The sequence below is a fragment of the Tardiphaga sp. 862_B3_N4_1 genome, assembly GCF_051811085.1.
GTDB classification, from domain to species: Bacteria; Pseudomonadota; Alphaproteobacteria; order Rhizobiales; family Xanthobacteraceae; genus Tardiphaga; species Tardiphaga robiniae.
Window position 1 is genome coordinate 2,176,391 of record NZ_JBPWQB010000001.1, and the last position, 16,978, is coordinate 2,193,368.

24 protein-coding genes, 1 tRNA gene and 1 other RNA gene are annotated in these 16,978 nt (G+C 61.8%); 14 read left to right on the top strand and 12 right to left on the bottom strand.

What is annotated here, in order from left to right; all coding sequences use genetic code 11:
* Positions 1-8: 8 nt before the first annotated feature.
* The 3 genes from AB8B02_RS10160 to AB8B02_RS10170 all read right to left on the bottom strand — a co-directional run bounded on the left by AB8B02_RS10160 (position 9) and on the right by AB8B02_RS10170 (position 3,071).
* On the bottom strand, positions 9-494 hold the full coding sequence (locus tag AB8B02_RS10160; protein WP_439063853.1) for a hypothetical protein: 486 nt from the start codon (positions 492-494) through the stop codon (positions 9-11).
* Between the two features lie 92 nt (positions 495-586).
* Positions 587-2,011, bottom strand: a complete 1,425-nt coding sequence (locus AB8B02_RS10165) for an amidase (protein WP_439063854.1) — start codon at positions 2,009-2,011, stop codon at positions 587-589.
* Between the two features lie 70 nt (positions 2,012-2,081).
* Positions 2,082-3,071, bottom strand: coding sequence for a hydroxyacid dehydrogenase (locus AB8B02_RS10170; RefSeq protein WP_439063855.1), 990 nt, complete (start codon positions 3,069-3,071; stop codon positions 2,082-2,084).
* A gap of 194 nt (positions 3,072-3,265) precedes the next feature.
* Here AB8B02_RS10170 and AB8B02_RS10175 point away from each other — a divergent pair, with 194 nt between their 5' ends.
* The 4 genes from AB8B02_RS10175 to AB8B02_RS10190 all read left to right on the top strand — a co-directional run bounded on the left by AB8B02_RS10175 (position 3,266) and on the right by AB8B02_RS10190 (position 5,096).
* Positions 3,266-3,955 (top strand): Spy/CpxP family protein refolding chaperone, encoded by a 690-nt coding sequence (locus tag AB8B02_RS10175; protein WP_439063856.1) that lies wholly within the window; start codon positions 3,266-3,268, stop codon positions 3,953-3,955.
* 65 nt (positions 3,956-4,020) lie between these two features.
* The gene (locus tag AB8B02_RS10180; protein WP_120290333.1) at positions 4,021-4,242 is read left to right on the top strand and encodes a hypothetical protein; all 222 of its coding nucleotides are present in this window, start codon (positions 4,021-4,023) and stop codon (positions 4,240-4,242) included.
* 83 nt (positions 4,243-4,325) lie between these two features.
* Positions 4,326-4,583, top strand: a complete 258-nt coding sequence (locus AB8B02_RS10185) for a hypothetical protein (protein ID WP_089264353.1) — start codon at positions 4,326-4,328, stop codon at positions 4,581-4,583.
* Between the two features lie 204 nt (positions 4,584-4,787).
* Positions 4,788-5,096: a DUF930 domain-containing protein gene (locus AB8B02_RS10190; RefSeq protein ID WP_089264352.1), complete on the top strand. Its 309-nt coding sequence runs from the start codon at positions 4,788-4,790 to the stop codon at positions 5,094-5,096.
* An 8-nt stretch (positions 5,097-5,104) separates the two neighbouring features.
* On the opposite strand, the gene AB8B02_RS10195 is transcribed toward AB8B02_RS10190, so the two are convergent.
* Positions 5,105-5,980 (bottom strand): LysR family transcriptional regulator, encoded by an 876-nt coding sequence (locus AB8B02_RS10195; protein ID WP_439063857.1) that lies wholly within the window; start codon positions 5,978-5,980, stop codon positions 5,105-5,107.
* A 287-nt stretch (positions 5,981-6,267) separates the two neighbouring features.
* On the opposite strand from AB8B02_RS10195, the gene AB8B02_RS10200 reads away from it, so the two are divergent.
* A complete protein-coding gene (locus AB8B02_RS10200; protein ID WP_120289761.1) occupies positions 6,268-6,498 on the top strand; it encodes a hypothetical protein in 231 nt (76 codons plus the stop codon).
* 8 nt (positions 6,499-6,506) lie between these two features.
* Here the strand turns inward: AB8B02_RS10200 and AB8B02_RS10205 are convergent, their stop codons facing one another.
* A complete protein-coding gene (locus AB8B02_RS10205; protein ID WP_092142869.1) occupies positions 6,507-6,695 on the bottom strand; it encodes a hypothetical protein in 189 nt (62 codons plus the stop codon).
* Between the two features lie 201 nt (positions 6,696-6,896).
* On the opposite strand from AB8B02_RS10205, the gene AB8B02_RS10210 reads away from it, so the two are divergent.
* Positions 6,897-7,121 carry a hypothetical protein gene (locus AB8B02_RS10210; RefSeq protein ID WP_068731744.1) on the top strand — a complete coding sequence of 75 codons (225 nt, stop codon included), beginning with the start codon at positions 6,897-6,899 and terminating at the stop codon, positions 7,119-7,121.
* A gap of 70 nt (positions 7,122-7,191) precedes the next feature.
* On the opposite strand, the gene AB8B02_RS10215 is transcribed toward AB8B02_RS10210, so the two are convergent.
* Together AB8B02_RS10215 and AB8B02_RS10220 are read right to left on the bottom strand one after the other, a co-directional pair.
* On the bottom strand, positions 7,192-7,995 hold the full coding sequence (locus AB8B02_RS10215; protein WP_439063858.1) for an outer membrane protein: 804 nt from the start codon (positions 7,993-7,995) through the stop codon (positions 7,192-7,194).
* A gap of 167 nt (positions 7,996-8,162) precedes the next feature.
* Entirely contained in the window at positions 8,163-8,417 is a 255-nt protein-coding gene (locus AB8B02_RS10220; RefSeq protein ID WP_068731748.1) for a hypothetical protein, read from the bottom strand.
* Between the two features lie 689 nt (positions 8,418-9,106).
* Between AB8B02_RS10220 and AB8B02_RS10225 the strand changes: the two genes are divergently transcribed.
* A complete protein-coding gene (locus AB8B02_RS10225) occupies positions 9,107-9,697 on the top strand; it encodes a hypothetical protein (RefSeq protein ID WP_439063859.1) in 591 nt (196 codons plus the stop codon).
* Positions 9,698-9,710: 13 nt separating this feature from the next.
* Here the strand turns inward: AB8B02_RS10225 and AB8B02_RS10230 are convergent, their stop codons facing one another.
* Both AB8B02_RS10230 and AB8B02_RS10235 read right to left on the bottom strand, forming a co-directional pair.
* Positions 9,711-9,953 carry a hypothetical protein gene (locus tag AB8B02_RS10230; RefSeq protein WP_439063860.1) on the bottom strand — a complete coding sequence of 81 codons (243 nt, stop codon included), beginning with the start codon at positions 9,951-9,953 and terminating at the stop codon, positions 9,711-9,713.
* 28 nt (positions 9,954-9,981) lie between these two features.
* Positions 9,982-10,071: transfer RNA gene (locus AB8B02_RS10235), tRNA-Ser, on the bottom strand.
* Between the two features lie 168 nt (positions 10,072-10,239).
* Here AB8B02_RS10235 and AB8B02_RS10240 point away from each other — a divergent pair.
* Entirely contained in the window at positions 10,240-10,590 is a 351-nt protein-coding gene (locus AB8B02_RS10240; RefSeq protein ID WP_439063861.1) for a hypothetical protein, read from the top strand.
* A gap of 31 nt (positions 10,591-10,621) precedes the next feature.
* Positions 10,622-10,974, top strand: a transfer-messenger RNA (tmRNA) gene (ssrA, locus tag AB8B02_RS10245).
* A gap of 82 nt (positions 10,975-11,056) precedes the next feature.
* Here the strand turns inward: ssrA and AB8B02_RS10250 are convergent.
* Together AB8B02_RS10250 and AB8B02_RS10255 are read right to left on the bottom strand one after the other, a co-directional pair.
* Complete coding sequence (locus AB8B02_RS10250; protein WP_439063862.1) at positions 11,057-11,296, bottom strand: hypothetical protein; 240 nt, start codon at positions 11,294-11,296, stop codon at positions 11,057-11,059.
* Positions 11,297-11,677: 381 nt separating this feature from the next.
* Positions 11,678-11,935 (bottom strand): hypothetical protein, encoded by a 258-nt coding sequence (locus tag AB8B02_RS10255; RefSeq protein WP_139212545.1) that lies wholly within the window; start codon positions 11,933-11,935, stop codon positions 11,678-11,680.
* Between the two features lie 237 nt (positions 11,936-12,172).
* Here AB8B02_RS10255 and AB8B02_RS10260 point away from each other — a divergent pair, with 237 nt between their 5' ends.
* Positions 12,173-12,295, top strand: coding sequence for a hypothetical protein (locus AB8B02_RS10260; RefSeq protein WP_276509758.1), 123 nt, complete (start codon positions 12,173-12,175; stop codon positions 12,293-12,295).
* A gap of 74 nt (positions 12,296-12,369) precedes the next feature.
* Here the strand turns inward: AB8B02_RS10260 and AB8B02_RS10265 are convergent, their stop codons facing one another.
* Complete coding sequence (locus AB8B02_RS10265; protein ID WP_089264337.1) at positions 12,370-12,534, bottom strand: Flp family type IVb pilin; 165 nt, start codon at positions 12,532-12,534, stop codon at positions 12,370-12,372.
* Positions 12,535-12,871: 337 nt separating this feature from the next.
* Here AB8B02_RS10265 and AB8B02_RS10270 point away from each other — a divergent pair, with 337 nt between their 5' ends.
* The 4 genes from AB8B02_RS10270 (at position 12,872) to AB8B02_RS10285 (ending at position 16,920) form a co-directional block, all read left to right on the top strand.
* A complete protein-coding gene (locus AB8B02_RS10270; RefSeq protein WP_231081137.1) occupies positions 12,872-13,807 on the top strand; it encodes a septal ring lytic transglycosylase RlpA family protein in 936 nt (311 codons plus the stop codon).
* 179 nt (positions 13,808-13,986) lie between these two features.
* Positions 13,987-15,189, top strand: coding sequence for a D-alanyl-D-alanine carboxypeptidase family protein (locus tag AB8B02_RS10275; protein WP_439064624.1), 1,203 nt, complete (start codon positions 13,987-13,989; stop codon positions 15,187-15,189).
* A gap of 1 nt (position 15,190) precedes the next feature.
* Positions 15,191-15,877 (top strand): dTMP kinase, encoded by a 687-nt coding sequence (gene tmk / locus AB8B02_RS10280; RefSeq protein ID WP_184516524.1) that lies wholly within the window; start codon positions 15,191-15,193, stop codon positions 15,875-15,877.
* The gene (locus AB8B02_RS10285; RefSeq protein WP_439063863.1) at positions 15,874-16,920 is read left to right on the top strand and encodes a DNA polymerase III subunit delta'; all 1,047 of its coding nucleotides are present in this window, start codon (positions 15,874-15,876) and stop codon (positions 16,918-16,920) included. The genes tmk and AB8B02_RS10285 overlap by 4 nt, the downstream gene beginning before the upstream one ends.
* The last annotated feature ends 58 nt before the right edge of the window (positions 16,921-16,978 follow it).

A 16,978-nucleotide genomic window follows, 5' to 3' on the forward strand; every position in this document is an offset into this window, starting at 1 on the left:
GGCTTTCGTCAGTAGTCGCTGTAACGCGAGACGCTGCTGCCCACGGTCATCTGGCTCTTCAGCGTCTCGAAACGATCGCGGGCGGCGCGCTCGCGCCCATCGATGAAATCGATGATTTCGTCACGCGGCATCGGGCCTGACGAAATCGGCCGTGAACTGCCGATGGTTTCATCTACGAAATACTGGCCATCGTCGTCGCGGCGTGCGGTCCAGCGAAAGCGGATGGCATCGAGCGGCCCCGGGCCGAGACGAGAGTAGCCATCGACCTCGAGGGCCTCTGGAACCGTGGAGGGCGACTCGTGTTCGACGAGCGGCGCTTCGGGTTCGGCGGCGACCATGAGAGATACAGTCTCGGTGACCACGGTTTCAGTGACGACGGTAATCGAAGCGGGCTCGGCGTCGCCGTGTTCGGCCACTTGCGATTCCGCTTCCTTGCGGTCGAGAATGCTCGCAATGGCCGCGAGGGCGTGATCGGTCGGATCGTTCTGGGTCATTGAAATGCGCCTCCCCGTAATTACGCAACGTCCACATACCGCCGATAATCTAATCGGCTGTGGTTTCATTTTGGTAATCGCTGTGGCTGTTTTTAGGCAGAGATCGGCGGACGCCTGTCTTTCCAGGGCCGGATCTGCTCGAGTTGCCCGGCCAGACGGAACAGCATGGCCTCGTCGCCGAAATGCGCCGTGAACATCATACCGATCGGCAGGCCTTTGCTGCTCCAGGCCAGGGGCACCGACATGGACGGCTGGCCGGTCATGTTGGCCATACTGGTGCCTGGCATGTAGCGGCGCAGCAAAGGCGCGACATGGCTGAGATCGTCCGACATCGTGTCGATCTCACCGATCCTGATCGGCGGCGTGCAGAGCGTCGGCGACAGGAAGATGTCGCAGCCGGTAAAGAATTCGGTGACACTGCGGGAGATCTGGAATGCGTTCTGCAGTGCTGTCACGTAGTCGACTGCGCTTGCCTTGCGGCCATTGTGTGCGCTGCCGAGTGTGAGTTTCTCGAAATCATCCGAGGTCATCGGGCCGCCGAACTTCTTCTCCGCGAACTGCACGGTAACCGCCGTATTGGCCGACACGATCGCCGCAATCACTTGTGCAGGGTCCAGCGGCAACGCCGGCGCGCGTTCTTCGACATGATGCCCCTGTGCTTCGAGTAACCTGGCGACATCGCGGACGGCGGCGGCGACTTCGGGATCGATTGCATCGCCATAGGGCGACTTGTCGGTGAAGAAGATGCGCAGCCTGCCGGGACCACGGCTGACTTCATGGAGGAAGGGACGTTCCGGTGCGGGCGCCATATAGGGGCTGGTAAGTTCGGGCCCGTGAACAGCATCGAGCATCGCGGCGCTGTCGCGTACGCTGATGCTGACGACGTGGCCGCAGGAAAAGCCGCCCCAGCCTTCGGCCTTGTCAGGACCTGTCGGATTGCGAGCGCGGGTCGGCTTCAGACCGAACACGCCGCAGGCCGAGGCTGGAATACGGATCGAACCGCCGCCGTCGCTGGCATGGGCGACTGGCAGGATCCGTGCAGCCACGGCAGCTGCCGCGCCCCCGGACGAGCCGCCTGATGCATGATCGGTATTCCACGGATTGCGCGTCGGTCCGTGCAGCCGGCATTCGGTCGTCGGCATCAGCCCGAATTCGGGGCTCGCGCTCTTGCCGAATATCGTCAGGCCGGCCTTGAGGAAGCGCTGGGCGAGGGTGCCGGTATGATCGGCGACGAAGTCCTTGTAGAGACTGGCCCCGAAGGTCGTGCGCGTGCCGTCGAGGAGTTCGAGATCCTTCAGCAGGAATGGCACGCCGGTGAAAGGCCCGTCGGGCACCCCCTCGTCGATCTGGCGCTGCGCATAGTCCTCATGGCGCACCACGACAGCGTTGATCCGGGGATTGACGCGCTCGGTGCGCGCCACCGCCTCATCGAGCAGTTCGCGCGGGCTGACCTGCTTGCTGCGCACCAGCCCGGCAAGGCCGAGCGCGTCGTGATCGCCGTATTCCTTGAATGCCATCGCGGGGTACTCTGGTGAGGACTGCGGCAGTGCTAGCGCGGATCAATCATCCGCGCCAGCAATCGACGGTTCAGCCGAACACGTCCGCGTTGACGGCATTTTGCTTGATCGGCTCGCCGTCGAGCACGCTGAGCATGTTGCGCGCGGTTTGCGCGCCCATGCGGTCGAGTGCTTCACGCGTCACGCCGGCGACATGCGGCGCGATGATCACGTTCGGCAGTTCGAACAGCGCATGACCGAGCGGCGGCGGTTCGGCCTCGAACACGTCGAGGCCGGCACCGGCGAGCTTGCCCGAGACCAGCGCGTCATGCAGCGCGGCCTCGACGATGATGCCGCCACGCGCGGTATTGATGAGATAGGCCGACGGCTTCATGCGGGCGATCCGCGCAGCGTTGAACAGGCCGGTCGTCTCGGGAGTCTTCGGGCAATGCAGGCTGACAAAGTCGGCGCGCGGCAGGACCGCGTCGAGATCGCTGACAGGCTCGCAGCCGGCAGCCTTGATTGTATCGGCCGAGACATAGGGGTCATAGACCAGCACGTTCATTTCCATCGCCTGGCAGCGCTTGGCGGTGCGGGTGCCGATGCGGCCGAAGCCGACCACCAGCACGGTTTTGCCGAACAGGTCGAATGGCAGCGCTCCGAAACGCGACGCCCATTTGCCTTCCTTGACCATGGCATGCAGTTCGACTGCGCGCTTGGCGAGCGTCAGCATCATGAACAGCGCCTGTTCCGCAACCGAGGGCGAGTTGGCGGTGCCAGCAATCATCAGCGGCACCTTGCGCTTGGACAGCGCCGGCACATCGACCGCGTCGTAGCCGACGCCAATGCGCGCCACCACCTTCATGTCCTTGCAGGCTTCGAGTTCGGACTCGCCGAACCGCGTGGCGCCGAGCGCGGTGCCGTGCACCGGTGCGTGTTGCTCAATCAGCTTGATGTAGTCGGCAGCGGAAATCAGATTGCTGAACTTGACCACTTCGATGTCATCGCGTGCATTGAACAGGTCCATTCCCTGGGTCGACATCGACTCGGTGATCAGAAGTTTCTTTTTGTTGGTCGCCATTTCCACCCCTTGAAGCATTCTACGTTGTTGCGCACCCGCCAGGGGCCACGCGGGCGTTATCTAACAGGCTTGGCTCGATGAGGTCTACCATTGGCGGAGACGTGGCGTGTGGACTTGGCCGTGTTGAAGCCACTATGGTTGCTGATGATCACAAGTGATTTGCTGCGCCGCGAAATTGCGGTGAGGAGACGATGATGACCAGAATGAATTTGCCCAAGCGCACGCATCGACCACTGCGCCATGTGCTGTGCGTCGCCGCCGTTCTGCTGCTCGGAAATTCCGCAGCGGTCCATGCGCAGGGGCTGGTGCAGGGCGTGCAGCAGGGTGCAAGAGACGGCAATCGTGCGGCTGGGCCGATCGGCGGCGTTCTCGGCGGAGCGATCGGCGGCGTCGTGGGCGTTGTTGGCGGCGTACTGGGCGTGCCCTCGAACAATGTTCGCGGTCCCGTGGGCGGGCAGTCGAGCGCCAAACAAACCAAGGCCGCCAAGAAGGGCAAGAAGGGCTCTCAACCCGCGGCGGAGCCGGAACTGACCGCCGAGCAGATCGTCGCGAGTAGCGACGCCAACACTAGCCGCATCAAGACGTCGCTCAACCTGACGCCGGAGCAGGAAAAGAACTGGGCTGGTTTTAGCAACGCCATGCATACGCTCGGCAATAACGGCGCGGAGCGTCTGAAATTGCGTATCGCCCGCGCCAAGCGCGATCCGCCGGATGACATCATCGAGCAGATGCGCAACGAGGCCCAATTCCTCAACGACCGGGCCGTCGATCAGCGCGCCGTTGCCGATGCCGCGGAGCCACTATTCGCCACGCTGGATGACAAGCAGAAGGCTCTGTTCATTCAGGAGATGGTCGGACTCAGCCGCGAGCGCGGTCTCGACTAATCGCCGCAGAGAGGAACCTCTTGGCCACGGGGACGTTTTTCCTTCATCAGATGAAGGAGACGATCATGGCTGAGAAATTCGATCCCGCACCCCACGACAAATACGCTGTTGGCGTGAAGGAGGCAGCGCGTGCCGATCGTAAAACGTCTGAGGAACTCAAGACCGGCCTGAAGGACAGTTTCCCGGCTTCGGATCCTGTGAGTGCTACGCAGCCGGACCGGTCGAAACACGATAACGACGACGGCTCATCGCTCTGGAACAAGATCACGGGCGTCTTCAAATCCTGACGGCGCGCGCGTTGCTGTAATAATTAGTTAACCACGTGCGCTGCACAATCACATCGGGCTTTGACTGATGATGGAGGCTGGCGTTGGCGACCGTGTTCTCTGACAGTGATCTTGAAGCAGCCGATATCCCTGCGGCTTCACGGCGGGGCGATATCTTCACCATCCACGCGACGCGCAATGATCAGAGCATGGTGACGCACCGGATCATTCCGGACGTCGCCGTCGCGCAGGCCCGGACACTCAACGATGCGGGTTGGCGGGTCAGTATCTCCGGTCTCGGCGGCCGCCGGTTCTCGCCCTCGGAATTTCATCAGTTGCTGACATTCAAACGGATCGGCTGACGATCCCGAACTTGGAACCCCGCCGGTAACACGAGCGGGGTTTTTTGCACGTGCGAACATGGTAGGTTCGCGCCACAAAAATCCTCGTAAGTCAAATAAGGTAATTGGCCTAAGGCAATGATAAAACTAGTGTTCACAGTTGTTGCCTTTATCGGCATGGCTGCCCAATCTTCCGTACATGCAGCGTCGTCCCGGACCGATCAGATGCTCAAACTGTCGCCGGAAACCCGTCTGGAGCAGCGTTGCGATGCGCGTGCGATGGGCTCCGTGGGCCGCGAGCACAAGGGATACAAGCCGGACGAGTTCGTTGCCTACGCGTTTGCCGATCCGGTCATTCGAGGCAACCAGATCAAAGCGCCGGGCGGCGCCATCCGCAGCGGGGGCAAGTGGTACAGGCTGTCCTATGTCTGCGAGACCACGCCTGACGGGCTCGACGTCAAATCCTTCGCCTATCAGCTCGGCACCGAGGTGCCGCGCAGCGAATGGGACGAACACTATCTCGTGCCACGCTGACTGCCGAACTACAGGTTCACCATGGCCGGCGATTTGAAAAAGCGTGACGAGATCGCGTTGAGCAATTCCGTGCTCTGCATTGTTTCCAGGTTCGAGCGCGCACACAGCAACGCTTTGACGGTCGGCAGGTGCGGCAGGTAATATTCCTGCGCCCAGACAAGTGCAGGCGGGATCATCCGCTTCGGGATTGCGGTGATGCCGATGCCGCTTTCCACAGCCGCCAACTTGGCATGATAGTCGGGACTGTTGAATACGATCTTGTAGGACAGACCGTGGCGCGTCAGGGTCCGGATCATCAGATCGTCGCCCGGCCATGTCAGAATGGGGATCGGCGCGCCCGAACTGAGGACGAAGTCCTTTGCGCGCACCCACACGAACTCCTCATCGGCCTCGTTGACGATCAGGTGCGATATCTCGCTGCTCATTTCCGGATTTTCGAGAATGTAGGCGATATCGATATAGCCATCGATCAGGCCTTTGGTGATGCCCACCGAGTTGTCAGTGTGAATGACCAGATCGGCCAGGCTTTGGGAGGTCTGATGGCTGAAGAAATCCTGCACGAACAGGGTGCTCAGTCCAAACCGGATCGGTTGCGGAAGATGCGCCACGCCGCCAATCCGCAACATCTGGTCGTTGGCTTCCAGAATCCGTCTGGCCTGATGCAGCACCAGCTTGCCGAGCTGGGTAGCCGTCGTGCCGTTGACCGTTTTGGTGAAGAGGTTGCCTCCCACCATGGTCTGAATGCGCTTGATCTGAGAACTGACAGCGGGTTGGCTCAGGCCCAGCCGTTCGGCGGCCTTGGTCAGGCTGCCGGTTTCCGCAATCGCCACCACGGTGCGAACGATCTCGATGGGGATATTGAGCGGCTGATATCGCTTGTGCATTGCGACATTCCAGGGTCGTCGAGCAGATCGATCCATCAACATCTATAGTTGTGTGATGATGAACCGCAATCGAAGAATTTAGATATACTCTAAACTGCGTGAAAAGACGTATCGCGTGGAACCCGCAATCTGGATAATCCTGACGGAACAAGGTAGCTCAATACGGCGGCGATTCCTTAAGGGCGCAGATATTCTTTTAAGCAATTACAGGTTGTCTATTTCGGCGCTCGGCACGCGTGAAAACGCGATAGTCTGGGCAGGCTGTCATCGGTTTTCGGAGACTGCAGATGTCCGGCACCCGCAGAGTTCATCTGAACGATAACATTCGCACCGAACATCTGAAATGTTCGGGCTGCAGGACCCAAGTTTATCTGATCAAGATCGAGACGGACGAAGAGGGCGGTGAAATTCGCACCTTTGGCTGTCCACATTGTGCCACGTCGAAATCGCTGCGTTTGGCGCCGCGCCGGCAACACCTCAAGCCTGCTGAACTCGTTGCGGACCAGGTCGTCTGCTGATCGAACGACTACAGTCGATCGACGCGCAAAAAGAATGCCCAGATGATGGACAGGACGGCGGCGATGACAAGCCATGACGGGTTCATGCAGAATATGTCGCCGTAGTGGCACACCTGCATCGCCCATCTGCTGTTGTTGATACTCGCTGCGTAAAACACACCGGCAGCGACCGTCAGAATGCTCGCGATCATGAACATGGGACGCTCCAATAATATTGGCGCCACACTGTTCTGCATTCTTGAAGCAGCCGTGAATCGAATCGACGAAAGTCGGGGGCTTTGCGCATTTTTGATACGCGCACTCCAGCCCGATACCGTCGCGGATCCGCTTGAGGCTTTGTTAACCGCGAGTCGCCCAGAGTTCCCGATGGGGACATTGCGACGTTGGGGAGGCCCGATTTGGCCAAATACGAAACGACGAAATACGCGCAGATGCGCCGCTGCCGGATGGCGCATCTTCATGGCGAGTTGATCGACGAGCGATTCAGCGACGATGCCGACAGCGTTTTCGTCAACGGCTATGTTCACGCCGTTCGTCCGGATCTGACCTGCTGGCCACTGCGCTGGACGATCACCGTGGAGCCGTATCCGGTCGAAAGCCGCGTTCTGGCGATGACCGGCTGACCGGCGCACGCATCTCCAAACAAAAGGCCCTCGCTAGCGAGGGCCTTTTGTTTGGAGATCTTTGCAGCGATCAGTAGCGCGCGACCGACGGGCCGCCGAAATGATAGTTCAGTCCGCCGCGTACCGTATTGGTCTTCAGGTCGATATCGTGGGCAATGATACCGGTGGCAGCGCCTGGTCCGGTGAAGGTCGGAGCCGAGACCGATTGCTTGCCGAAATCGGTATGGAGATATTCGACCTTCGCCGACCAATTTTTGGTGAACGCGTGTTCGATACCGGCGCCGACCGTCCATCCCGCTACGGTCTTTGACAGTGACGCGGTTTCGTTCTGGCCAGTCGTGTCGGTTAGCGAGGAGGCGAAATTCAACTCGGTGAGCGCGAGACCGCCGGTCGCATAAAACAGCGTGCGATCGACCGTGTAGCCGACGCGCGGGCGCAGCGTGACCAGCCAGTCGCTCGTCACGGAATTCGTGGTGGTGAAAGATCCGCCGGCGGGGAAGGGCGCGGTGAAACCGCGCGACTGCTTCAGGCCGAAATAGTTCGCGTCGGCCTCGACGCCGAACAACCAGCGGTCCACCTGATGATTATAGCCGACCTGACCGCCACCGGTGAAGCCATCGGGATTGAGCCGCGGCGAGGCAGCCGCAATTGCCTGCTGGTTTGCGATCGGCGCGGTGCCATTGACGAAAGCGTTGGAGACGTTGCTCTGGCCCCAGGAACCGCCGGCGTTGCCGCCGACATACCAGCCGCCCCAGCTATAGCCTGCTTCGGTCGTCGCGGGCGTCTTGGTCCAGACGCGCGACTGCAGGTCGGCAGCGGCGGCATTCACCGCGCCCGACGCTGCGATGATCGCGGCCAGCCAAAGGGTTCGCATCCAGGACCTTCCATCGCTCTGAAGATATTGAGCGAATTCGACACAAGCTTTAGCTGGAAACGCTGACCTTGGCTGTCACCGGGGGGCAACAGAAGCAGAACAATACCTGAGTACGGCAGCAAAAAGCCCGGCCGTTGGGCGGCCGGGCTTTCCGTAACTTGATGCGATCAGTAGGCGCAGACGTTGACGGTCCGGACGCGCGGCCCGCGGCGGGTTTCCACCACGCGGCGCTGCAGGCAGCCGTCGGTCAGGCCGCCGACATAGAAGGTGGGCCCGCCATAGAAGGCGTGGTGACCGTAGCCACCCCATCCACCGTGCCAGCCACCGACATGCCAGCTATGGGCCGATGCAGCGCTGGGGGCGAGGGCGGCTGCACCGAGCGAGGCTGCAGCGATCAGTCCGAGGGTTACTTTGCGAAACATAGATCTTCTCCATTGGGTGGGCGCGCGAGCGCTTTGCTGTGTCCCTGCCCATCAGTCGCTACCCTCGTCGGGCGCGTTCAAAGCGGTTCTGGAGAATCGTGTTTCAGTCTTGTTTCGTCGGAGACAGCTTCATCGAAGCCGGGTCTACGATCAGGGCGGCGCAGTGGCTGCAGGCGCACCAACTAGCCGAGTTGCGAGATGATTGAGCGGCGGTGTCGCGAAATCGTCGCGCGCTTAGAAGCGGGCGCGGTAACCGTCATAGGCGTGAGCGGCCAGAATGCCGGCGCTGAGAAATCCGAAGAGTGCAGTGACGGTCTCAATCATCGTGGTAGTCCTTATTCCCCCGCGAACTACAGACGGCACGGGGGGCCGCACAGTCAAAGAGATTCGCGGTCGGCTTTTCATTCGGAGCTGTAGTGATGCGTCGTTGCAACATTTTACGCGGTTGCGAGGAGCGATCGCGGCGCAACGGCGATGACAATGCGGCGCCGGCGAGGCGACGCCAGCCCGGCGCAGGGTTAACGGGCGCTGAAGGCGTATCTGCGCGGGCATGATGAGGCGACATGGGGGATGACCGAGTCGCAGCAGTTCACCTCAGTGGATTTTTTGCTTACATACGCTTCAAGGAATCGCGCCGGTTGTCTCGCTCCCCGAGCCGCAGGATCGGACGTCGCAAGTGAGGATCTCCAGTGGCCGATACGTTCAATAACGAGATCAATGTCGGGCCGCCCCCTGTGCCGCTGCGCAAACGCAGGTCGTTCGGCCCGTTCGGAGTTGTCGCCGTGCTGTTGATCCTCGCTGGCGGCGGTGGATATCTCTGGCTGAACTACCACGACACACTGACCGACATGGCACAGGCGGTGACAGGAAGCACTGGCCCCAGAGAGAGCGCCCCGGTGTTGGCGAGCGCGTCGGAGGGCGGCGTCAGCGCGACTGATTTCGCGGCGTTCCAGCAGCAGACCGGAAGCTCGATCCAGGCTGCTACCGAATTGCTGACGGCGCAGCAGACAGAGTTGAAGCGCCTGTCCGATCAGATCCAGGGCCTCACGACCCAGGTCGTTGGACTAACCGCCAAGATCGATACGATGCAGGGCAGGGGCGTTCTCTCCCCGCCGGCTCCGGCCGCTGCGGCGCCAGCGCCCATGGTGGCAGCTCCGGCTGCGCCAGTGGCCGCGCGCCCGGCACCCACGGCGCCGCGCAAGCGACCCGCCGATCGTCCCGCCGGTGCCATCTCGGTCGGCGGCGCTCCGCTCCCCGCGGCAGCACAGCCGCCGCGGTGATCCCTTAAGCGGCCTAACGCGTCTGGGGCCGTCGTGTTTTTTTGGGCGGACGATGGCGGCTGAGATCGGGCGGGCCGCCGACGATCTTGGTTTTCACGAATTCGCATTTCGGGCAGGTGAAGGTGCACTTGTCGCCGCCGCCGGGATCCGGCTCGCTTCGCAGCAACGCCATTCGCGCCCGGCACATCGCGCAGCGCGGTGGCTTGAGAGGGGCGAGTGTTTCAGCGGGCGTCGTTTGCTCGGATTGATCGATCATGTTGTCCGACAGAGGATGATGCGGCAAATGGCGGAAAGGGTGGGATTCGAACCCACGGTACCCTTGCAGGCACGGCGGTTTTCAAGACCGCTGCCTTAAACCACTCGGCCACCTTTCCGTCGTGGGACAGCGCTTAGCAAAGCGGCCTGCCGAGGGAAAGAGAGGATTGCGCCGGGGCGGCTGTCCGGGGCTGAAATCATCGGCACGGGGAATTCCCTTGGGTCGGTCGGTGCCGGGCGCCGGGCGTGCTAAGCAAAGCCTGACGATTCTGAGGACGGAGACCGACATGGCAAACCCGACACCGCGCGCCGACGCCTTGCGTGCGATGCGCGAGGCCAAATTCGAAGCCGCGCAGCGGCTGATCAAGGAGGCCGGCAAGGCCGCCGCGCCCGCGGAGAGCAAGCTTGCGCCTGCGGCGAAGAAGGTGGCTGCCGGGAAGCCGGCGGTCGAGCTTCTGACCGTCGAGACACAGGGTTTAGGGCCTCAGGCTGTGGAATTGCCGCCGGTCGAAGCTCCGATTGCCGAAGCCAAACCCGCAAAGATCAAGGCACCTAAAGAAAAGCCGGCCAAGGCAGAGGCGGCCAAGGGCGCCGCCAAAAAGACCGCCACCAAAAAGAGTTCCGCCAAGAAGGACTAGCGGCATTCCGCCCGGAATGCAGGGCGGACCGAGCCTAGATTTCGCCTGAGATCGCGCCTATATCTGGTTCGTCGCAAGACGATGGCGCTGAACCTCTCAATGGACTGCGGGCAGACCCGGGGGCAGTACCCGGCGCCTCCACCTCAGCAGCTCGCGATCTCATCCAGGTGAGGTCGATTTCGCCGGACGGTGAAATGCACGGGCTGCTCAGGCGGGGGCGAAACAGGATCGATGGCCGCGAAGAAGTTGTGAATTGTGCTCGGCATGATACCGCCGTTATCGGGTCAAAACCTAAATGCAAACGATAACGTTCGCATGAACGAAGTGCGCCTCGCGGCGTAACCGTTCGGGGTAGGTCCACCTTGCAACAGAACGGCCATGGCCGCGTCAACCTTCGGGTTGGCGCGGCTTTTAATTTGCCGAGTGCTTCCAGTTTGTAGTGTCGGAGAATGGCGCTTCCGTGCGCTCAGTGCCTGGTCTTGCCGGTCTGCAAGAACGGCTGCCGCGCATTTTCGTGCTTCTGATAGAGTTCGAGCCAGCGCCGGTCTTCGGCATGGGCCCATTGTTCGAGCGAGATCCCAGGCGGGCGGCCGTGACCGATGGTGCCGTCAAGGCGGGTGAATTCCGCAGTCTCTTCCGCGGTCAGCCCGATCAGCACCCGGATGCCCTGGTCATTCAACTCATAGCTGTCGTCATCGTCGATCATGCCGGCAATTGAGCAAGGCTGCAGGTGCGGTCAATGCAATTACCGGTTTAACCTAACCAATCAACCTTACCGGCAGCATGTGCGTCTGATCGTCGGTAGGCATCCATCGTCACGATGCGATGGTGCCCCGCTTTGCTGCCAGCTCACTCCGCGTCATTACGAAGCGCCGCGCGGCGAGGCTATGCTTGCCGTGGACGCACAAATTATAGCCGAAGCCACGACGCAATTTTAACAGAATGCATGCTCACATTCAGTGTCGTTCGGTCGATGCAATGGAGCAGGCAATGGCACGCAATTTCGGCGTTCCCCGACAGTTCCGCCCGCGGGCGCAGGCGTCCGTCTGGCCGCTATGGGTGATGGCTTTCGCGGTCGTCACCGTGATCAATGCAGCGACATTCCTTCCGCACTAGCGGGAGCAGGTGGCTGCTCACTCGACGCTGCAGCATTCGGCAGGCGCCACGACCCGAGCACATAGAGCTTCATGCTGTTCTGGAAGCGCGACGTGACGGCGGTGAAGATCGCTTGTGGGTGTTCGGCCCAGATGGCGATTTGGTAGAGCGTCACGATCAGGTGGCCATCGCGAAACCTGTACTCTCCCGCACCGGTGATCCCGCCGCAGTCCGTCCTTGAAACGTCCATCTCCATCCCCAACATCCCGCCGCAAGAGTCCCGCCAGGAATCGCGTCAGCGCGTTCTGCTATCAAATCCAAATCATGCGCGATCGTTCAACTAACAAATAGTTGAAACAGACGGGGAGCGAGTTGCGGAAATTAATCTCTGTTAGCGGCGGGCCGCAAATTCAAAACAAACCGCAGCGGGGATCTTAAAAATCACCATGTATTGCTGTGCCCAACGAGAATGCCCGGGGGCTTTGTGGTGATCGAGACCTTGTTGTTGCTGAGTGTCGTTGCCGGTGTCGGCGGCCTGCTGGTGCAGGTCTATCGCTGGCGTCAGGACGTGTTGTACGGCCCGTATATCCGCCGCGAGTGGTACGATTGATCGTGCGAGGCGTAACTTGAGGAGGACTCCGCGCGCCGTGGCGGCGCGGGGAGTGATAATGGATCGTCAGGTCGTCACTTCAGTGACGAGTTGATCGATGTGAACTTGCCATTGAGCTTGGTCCCCATACCGTTGATGACGGCAATGATGGCGAGGGCAATGCCGGCAGCAATCAGTCCATATTCGATGGCCGTGGCGCCGGTTTCGTCTGCGATAAATCGCTTGATGAGGTTTTTCATAGTGGTGCACGCTACGAAGCTCGTCTGAATCCGGGGTAAATATGTAAGCGTCGATCCCGGAAAAAATGCGCGTGTTCTGAAGTGGTTGAACACAATCCCGGTGCCATCTCACCGATCGCAAGAGGAACTTCTAGCGCGACGTGTGCGGTGCGAGCGACACCCGGCGTGCGGGCTGAAAACCCACATCCTCTGTTTACCATACGGGGGCTCTCCCCATTTCCGCCGCGATCCGGCTGCGATATATTCACCACTTGATGCGGAAGTGGGCCGTATCGGGATTTTGGCCGTGGGGATGCCCGGAGATGGGCAGGCGGCCGCTGGAATGGTATTGGGGCGTATGGGGATTCGTGGGTCAAACCGACTCGGCCAGGCTGTTCAGGCAGCAGCGGCCATCAGCGCCTGTCTGGCGCTGGCCAATTGTTCCTCCTCCACCACCAGCTTCAGCCGCCTCGATCCGAAATATGGCGTATCGAGCAGTCCTCGGGTCGTCGGGATGGGCGAGCCGGTTCCCAAAGGCGGCGGCACCTACCGTATCGGCAAGCCCTACACCGTCGCCGGCAAGCTCTATGTGCCGGAAGAAAACATCAATTACCGCGCTGAAGGCATCGCCTCCTGGTATGGCGACGCGTTCCATGGCCGTCTGACGGCCAATGGCGAAGTGTTCGACATGGCCTCGCTCACCGCGGCCCATCCGACGCTGCCGATCCCGAGCTATGCCCGTGTAACCAACGTCTATAACGGCAAGTCGCTGATCGTGCGCGTCAACGATCGTGGCCCGTATCACGGCAACCGCCTGATCGACGTCTCGAACAAAGCCGCCGAACTGCTCGAATTCAAGGGTAACGGCACAGCCAAGGTTCGCGTCGAATATGTCGGGCGGGCGCCGCTGGAAGGGTCGGACGATCGCCAGCTCGTTGCCACGCTGCGCACCGGTGAGCCGGCACCGTCGCCATCGCTGGTGCGTGTCGCCTCGGCGCGCTCTTTCGTGCCCGACATGCAGGGTGGTCGTGTTGTCTCGCGCGATGTTCCTCTGCCGGAGGGCCGCCCGTATTCGCTCGGCAATACCTCGGCCGATGTGGCGTCGATCCGTTCGACGTCGGAAATGTCGGCGTCCAGCCGCATGCGCACGGCATCGGCGCCGCGCATGACCGAGAACCATCGCGCGGTGTCCTATGAGAGCAACGCCGCTTATGCCGCGCCTGCCGAGCCGGATGACGGCACGGTCGATGCGCGCGGCGCTCAGGCGATCCTGTCCGGCCGCGGTCTCTACTAAGCCGGTTCGTCCTTCACGACCGACACCAGACGGGCGCAGCATAGCGCCCTGATCTGCGTTGCACCTTGCCGCGTTGTTTGCCTCCGTTGATCCTGTTAAGACCAGAGCACTCAGGACAGCACATGGCATCTGGCTCCATCCCGTTGAAACGACCGCAATTCGCCGCGCGGAGCTGGCGAATGCTGCTGGCTGCGCTGTTGGCGTTTGGCGTCGTCCTCGGCCCAACAGCGCAGGCTGCGAACCAGAGCGTGCAGGGCGCCAAGAAGGTCGTCGAGGACGGTGGTTACGACACCGATGCGCCGACCGCGATCCTGATCGAGGCCGGCTCCGGCAGCGTGCTGTTCGAGAAGAATGCGGATGAGCTCCGCGCGCCCTCCAGCATGATGAAGCTGATGACCGTCGAACTGGTGTTCGACGCGCTGACCCGCGGCGACATCAAGCTCACGGACGAATACCGCGTCAGCGAGAATTCCTGGCGCAAGGGCGGCGCGCCGGCTGGCGCATCGACCATGTTCGCCGCGATTAACAGCCGCGTGCCCGTCGCCGATCTTTTGCGCGGGGCCATCATCCAGAGCGGCAACGACTCTTGCATGATCCTGGCGGAGGGCATTGCAGGCGGCGAGGCGGCCTTTGCCGAGAAGATGACGGCACGGGCGCGTGCGCTGGGCATGCCGAAATCCACCTTCGCCAATTCCAACGGTTTGCCGGACCCCGGCAACAAGATGACGGTGCGCGAGCTCGGCGTTCTCGCCCGTCATATCGTTCGCACCTATCCGGAATTCTACAAGCTGTTCGGCGAGCGCGAATTCACCTGGAACAAGATCCGCCAGCAGAACCGCAATCCGTTGCTGGCGACGCTGGACGGCGCTGACGGTTTCAAGACCGGCTACACCAAGGATGGTGGCTACGGCATGGTCGGCTCGGCCATCCGCGACGGCATGCGGCTGATCGTGGTGATCAACGGTCTGGACGATCCGGACGATCGTGCGACCGAGGCGAAGAAGCTGCTGGAGTGGGGTTTCAAGAATTTCGAGGCTCGCACGCTGTTCGCAGCCGACCAGACCGTCGGCTTCGCCAAGGTGTTTGGCGGCGAGAGCCGCTCGGTCGCGCTCTCGGCCAAGGAGCCAGTGAAGGTGATGGTGCAGAAGAACGGCACCGACAAGCTGATCGCTCGCGTCGTCTATAAAGGCCCCGTGCGTGCACCCATCGAGCCCGGTCAGCCGGTCGGCGTGATCAAGGTCTGGCGCGGCGCCAATATCGCCGTCGAGACGCCGCTCTATACGGCGGCCGCGGTCGGCACGGGATCGACCATGCGGCGCGCCGTGGACGGCGCCGGTGAGCTGGTGATCGGACTGTTCCGCGCCGGCGCCGAGAAGCTCTGACATGACGGACACGCCCACGACACCGCCGCTGCGCGGTCGCTTCGTCAGTTTCGAGGGCGGCGAGGGCGCCGGCAAATCGACCCAGATCAAGATTCTGGCCGACCGGCTGGAGGCCGAAGGCAAGCGCGTCATCGTCACCCGCGAGCCCGGCGGCTCGCCCGGTGCCGAGATCATCCGCCATGTGGTGCTGTCGGGCATGGGCAAGCTGCTGGGGCCCGAAGCCGAGACGCTGCTGTTTGCCGCCGCGCGCGATGACCATGTCCATGCGGTGATTGCGCCGGCGCTGGAGCAGGGCATCTGGGTGCTGTGTGATCGCTTCTCGGATTCGACGCGGGCGTATCAGGGCCGGCTCGGGCATGTCTCGCCGGAACTGCTCAATGCGATGGAGCGCGTCACCATCGGACGGCTCAAACCGGATCTCACCGTCATTCTCGATATCCCGGTCTCGATCGGCATGCGACGCGCAGCAGCGCGGCGTGGCAATGATGTGCCCGACAGGTTCGAGGCCGAGGGCATCGCCTTTCATCAGGGGCTGCGTGACGCGTTCCGGCAGATCGCAGCCGATGAACCGCAACGCTGCGTACTGATCGACGCCAATGCAGATTCAAAGATCGTATCGAACAATATCTGGGGCGTGTTGCGCCGACGCCTTCTAACGCCGTCGAACCACGAGGTCACTTCGGCATGAGCGCAAAGTCGTCCGAGCAAACGATCTCGGTTCCGCATCCGCGCGAGACGACCGCGCTGTTCGGTCATCAGGATGCCGAGGCCACGCTGCTCAACGCCTATCGCGGCAGCCGCATTCCGCATGCCTGGCTGATCGGCGGCTCGCAGGGCATAGGCAAGGCGACTTTGGCCTATCGCATGGCGCGTTTCGTGCTGGCGCATCGCGATCCCGCATCACCGCAAGTGCAATCCGCAACATCGCTGGGTCTCGATCCGATGCATCCGGTCGTGCGCCAGGTCGCCGCCGAATCCCATGGCGGTTTGTTGACACTGGAACGTTCGCTCAACGACAAGGGCGTGATGCGCACGGTGATCACCGTGGATGAGACCCGGCAGACCGTGTCGTTCTTTGGCTCGACCGCTGCTATCGACGGCTGGCGCGTCTGCATCGTCGACACCGTCGATGAGCTGAACGCCAATGCCGCGAACGCGCTGCTGAAGGTGCTTGAAGAGCCGCCGTTGCGTTCGCTGTTCCTGCTGGTGACACATGCGCAGGCGCGCGTGTTGCCGACCATCCAGTCGCGTTGTCGCAAGCTGGCGCTGCGTCCGCTTTCCATTGCCGACGTGACCCGCGCCACGTCGCAGGCCGCCGAGATCGAAACCAGCGATCCCTTGCTCAAAGAGGTCGCTGAAGCCTCCGAAGGCAGCGTGTCGCGCGCTCTGAATCTGCTCGGAGGCGGTGCGCTGAAACTGCACCAGCGCACCGCCTCGCTCCTGAACACGCTGCCCCATGTCGATCCGCGCGAGCTGCATGCGCTGGGGGATGCGCTGGGGACCAGCGACCGTGTCGCGCTCGGCGCCTTTGTCGACAGTGTCGACCGCTGGATCGGCGAGCGCATGCGGGCCGACGATGCCAATGCCAACGCCAATTTGCCCCGCCTTGCGCGGCTGGCGGAGGTATGGGAAAAGATCAACCGAGCCGCGCGCGAGACCGAATCCTACAATCTCGAGCGAAAACCGCTGGTTTTCTCGGTGTTTGGACTGCTCGCGGAAGCAACGCGCTGATCGCTGCGAGACTGGTTTCAGCCGATCCGCGCTTCACCAAGATCGTCTTATTCAAGGT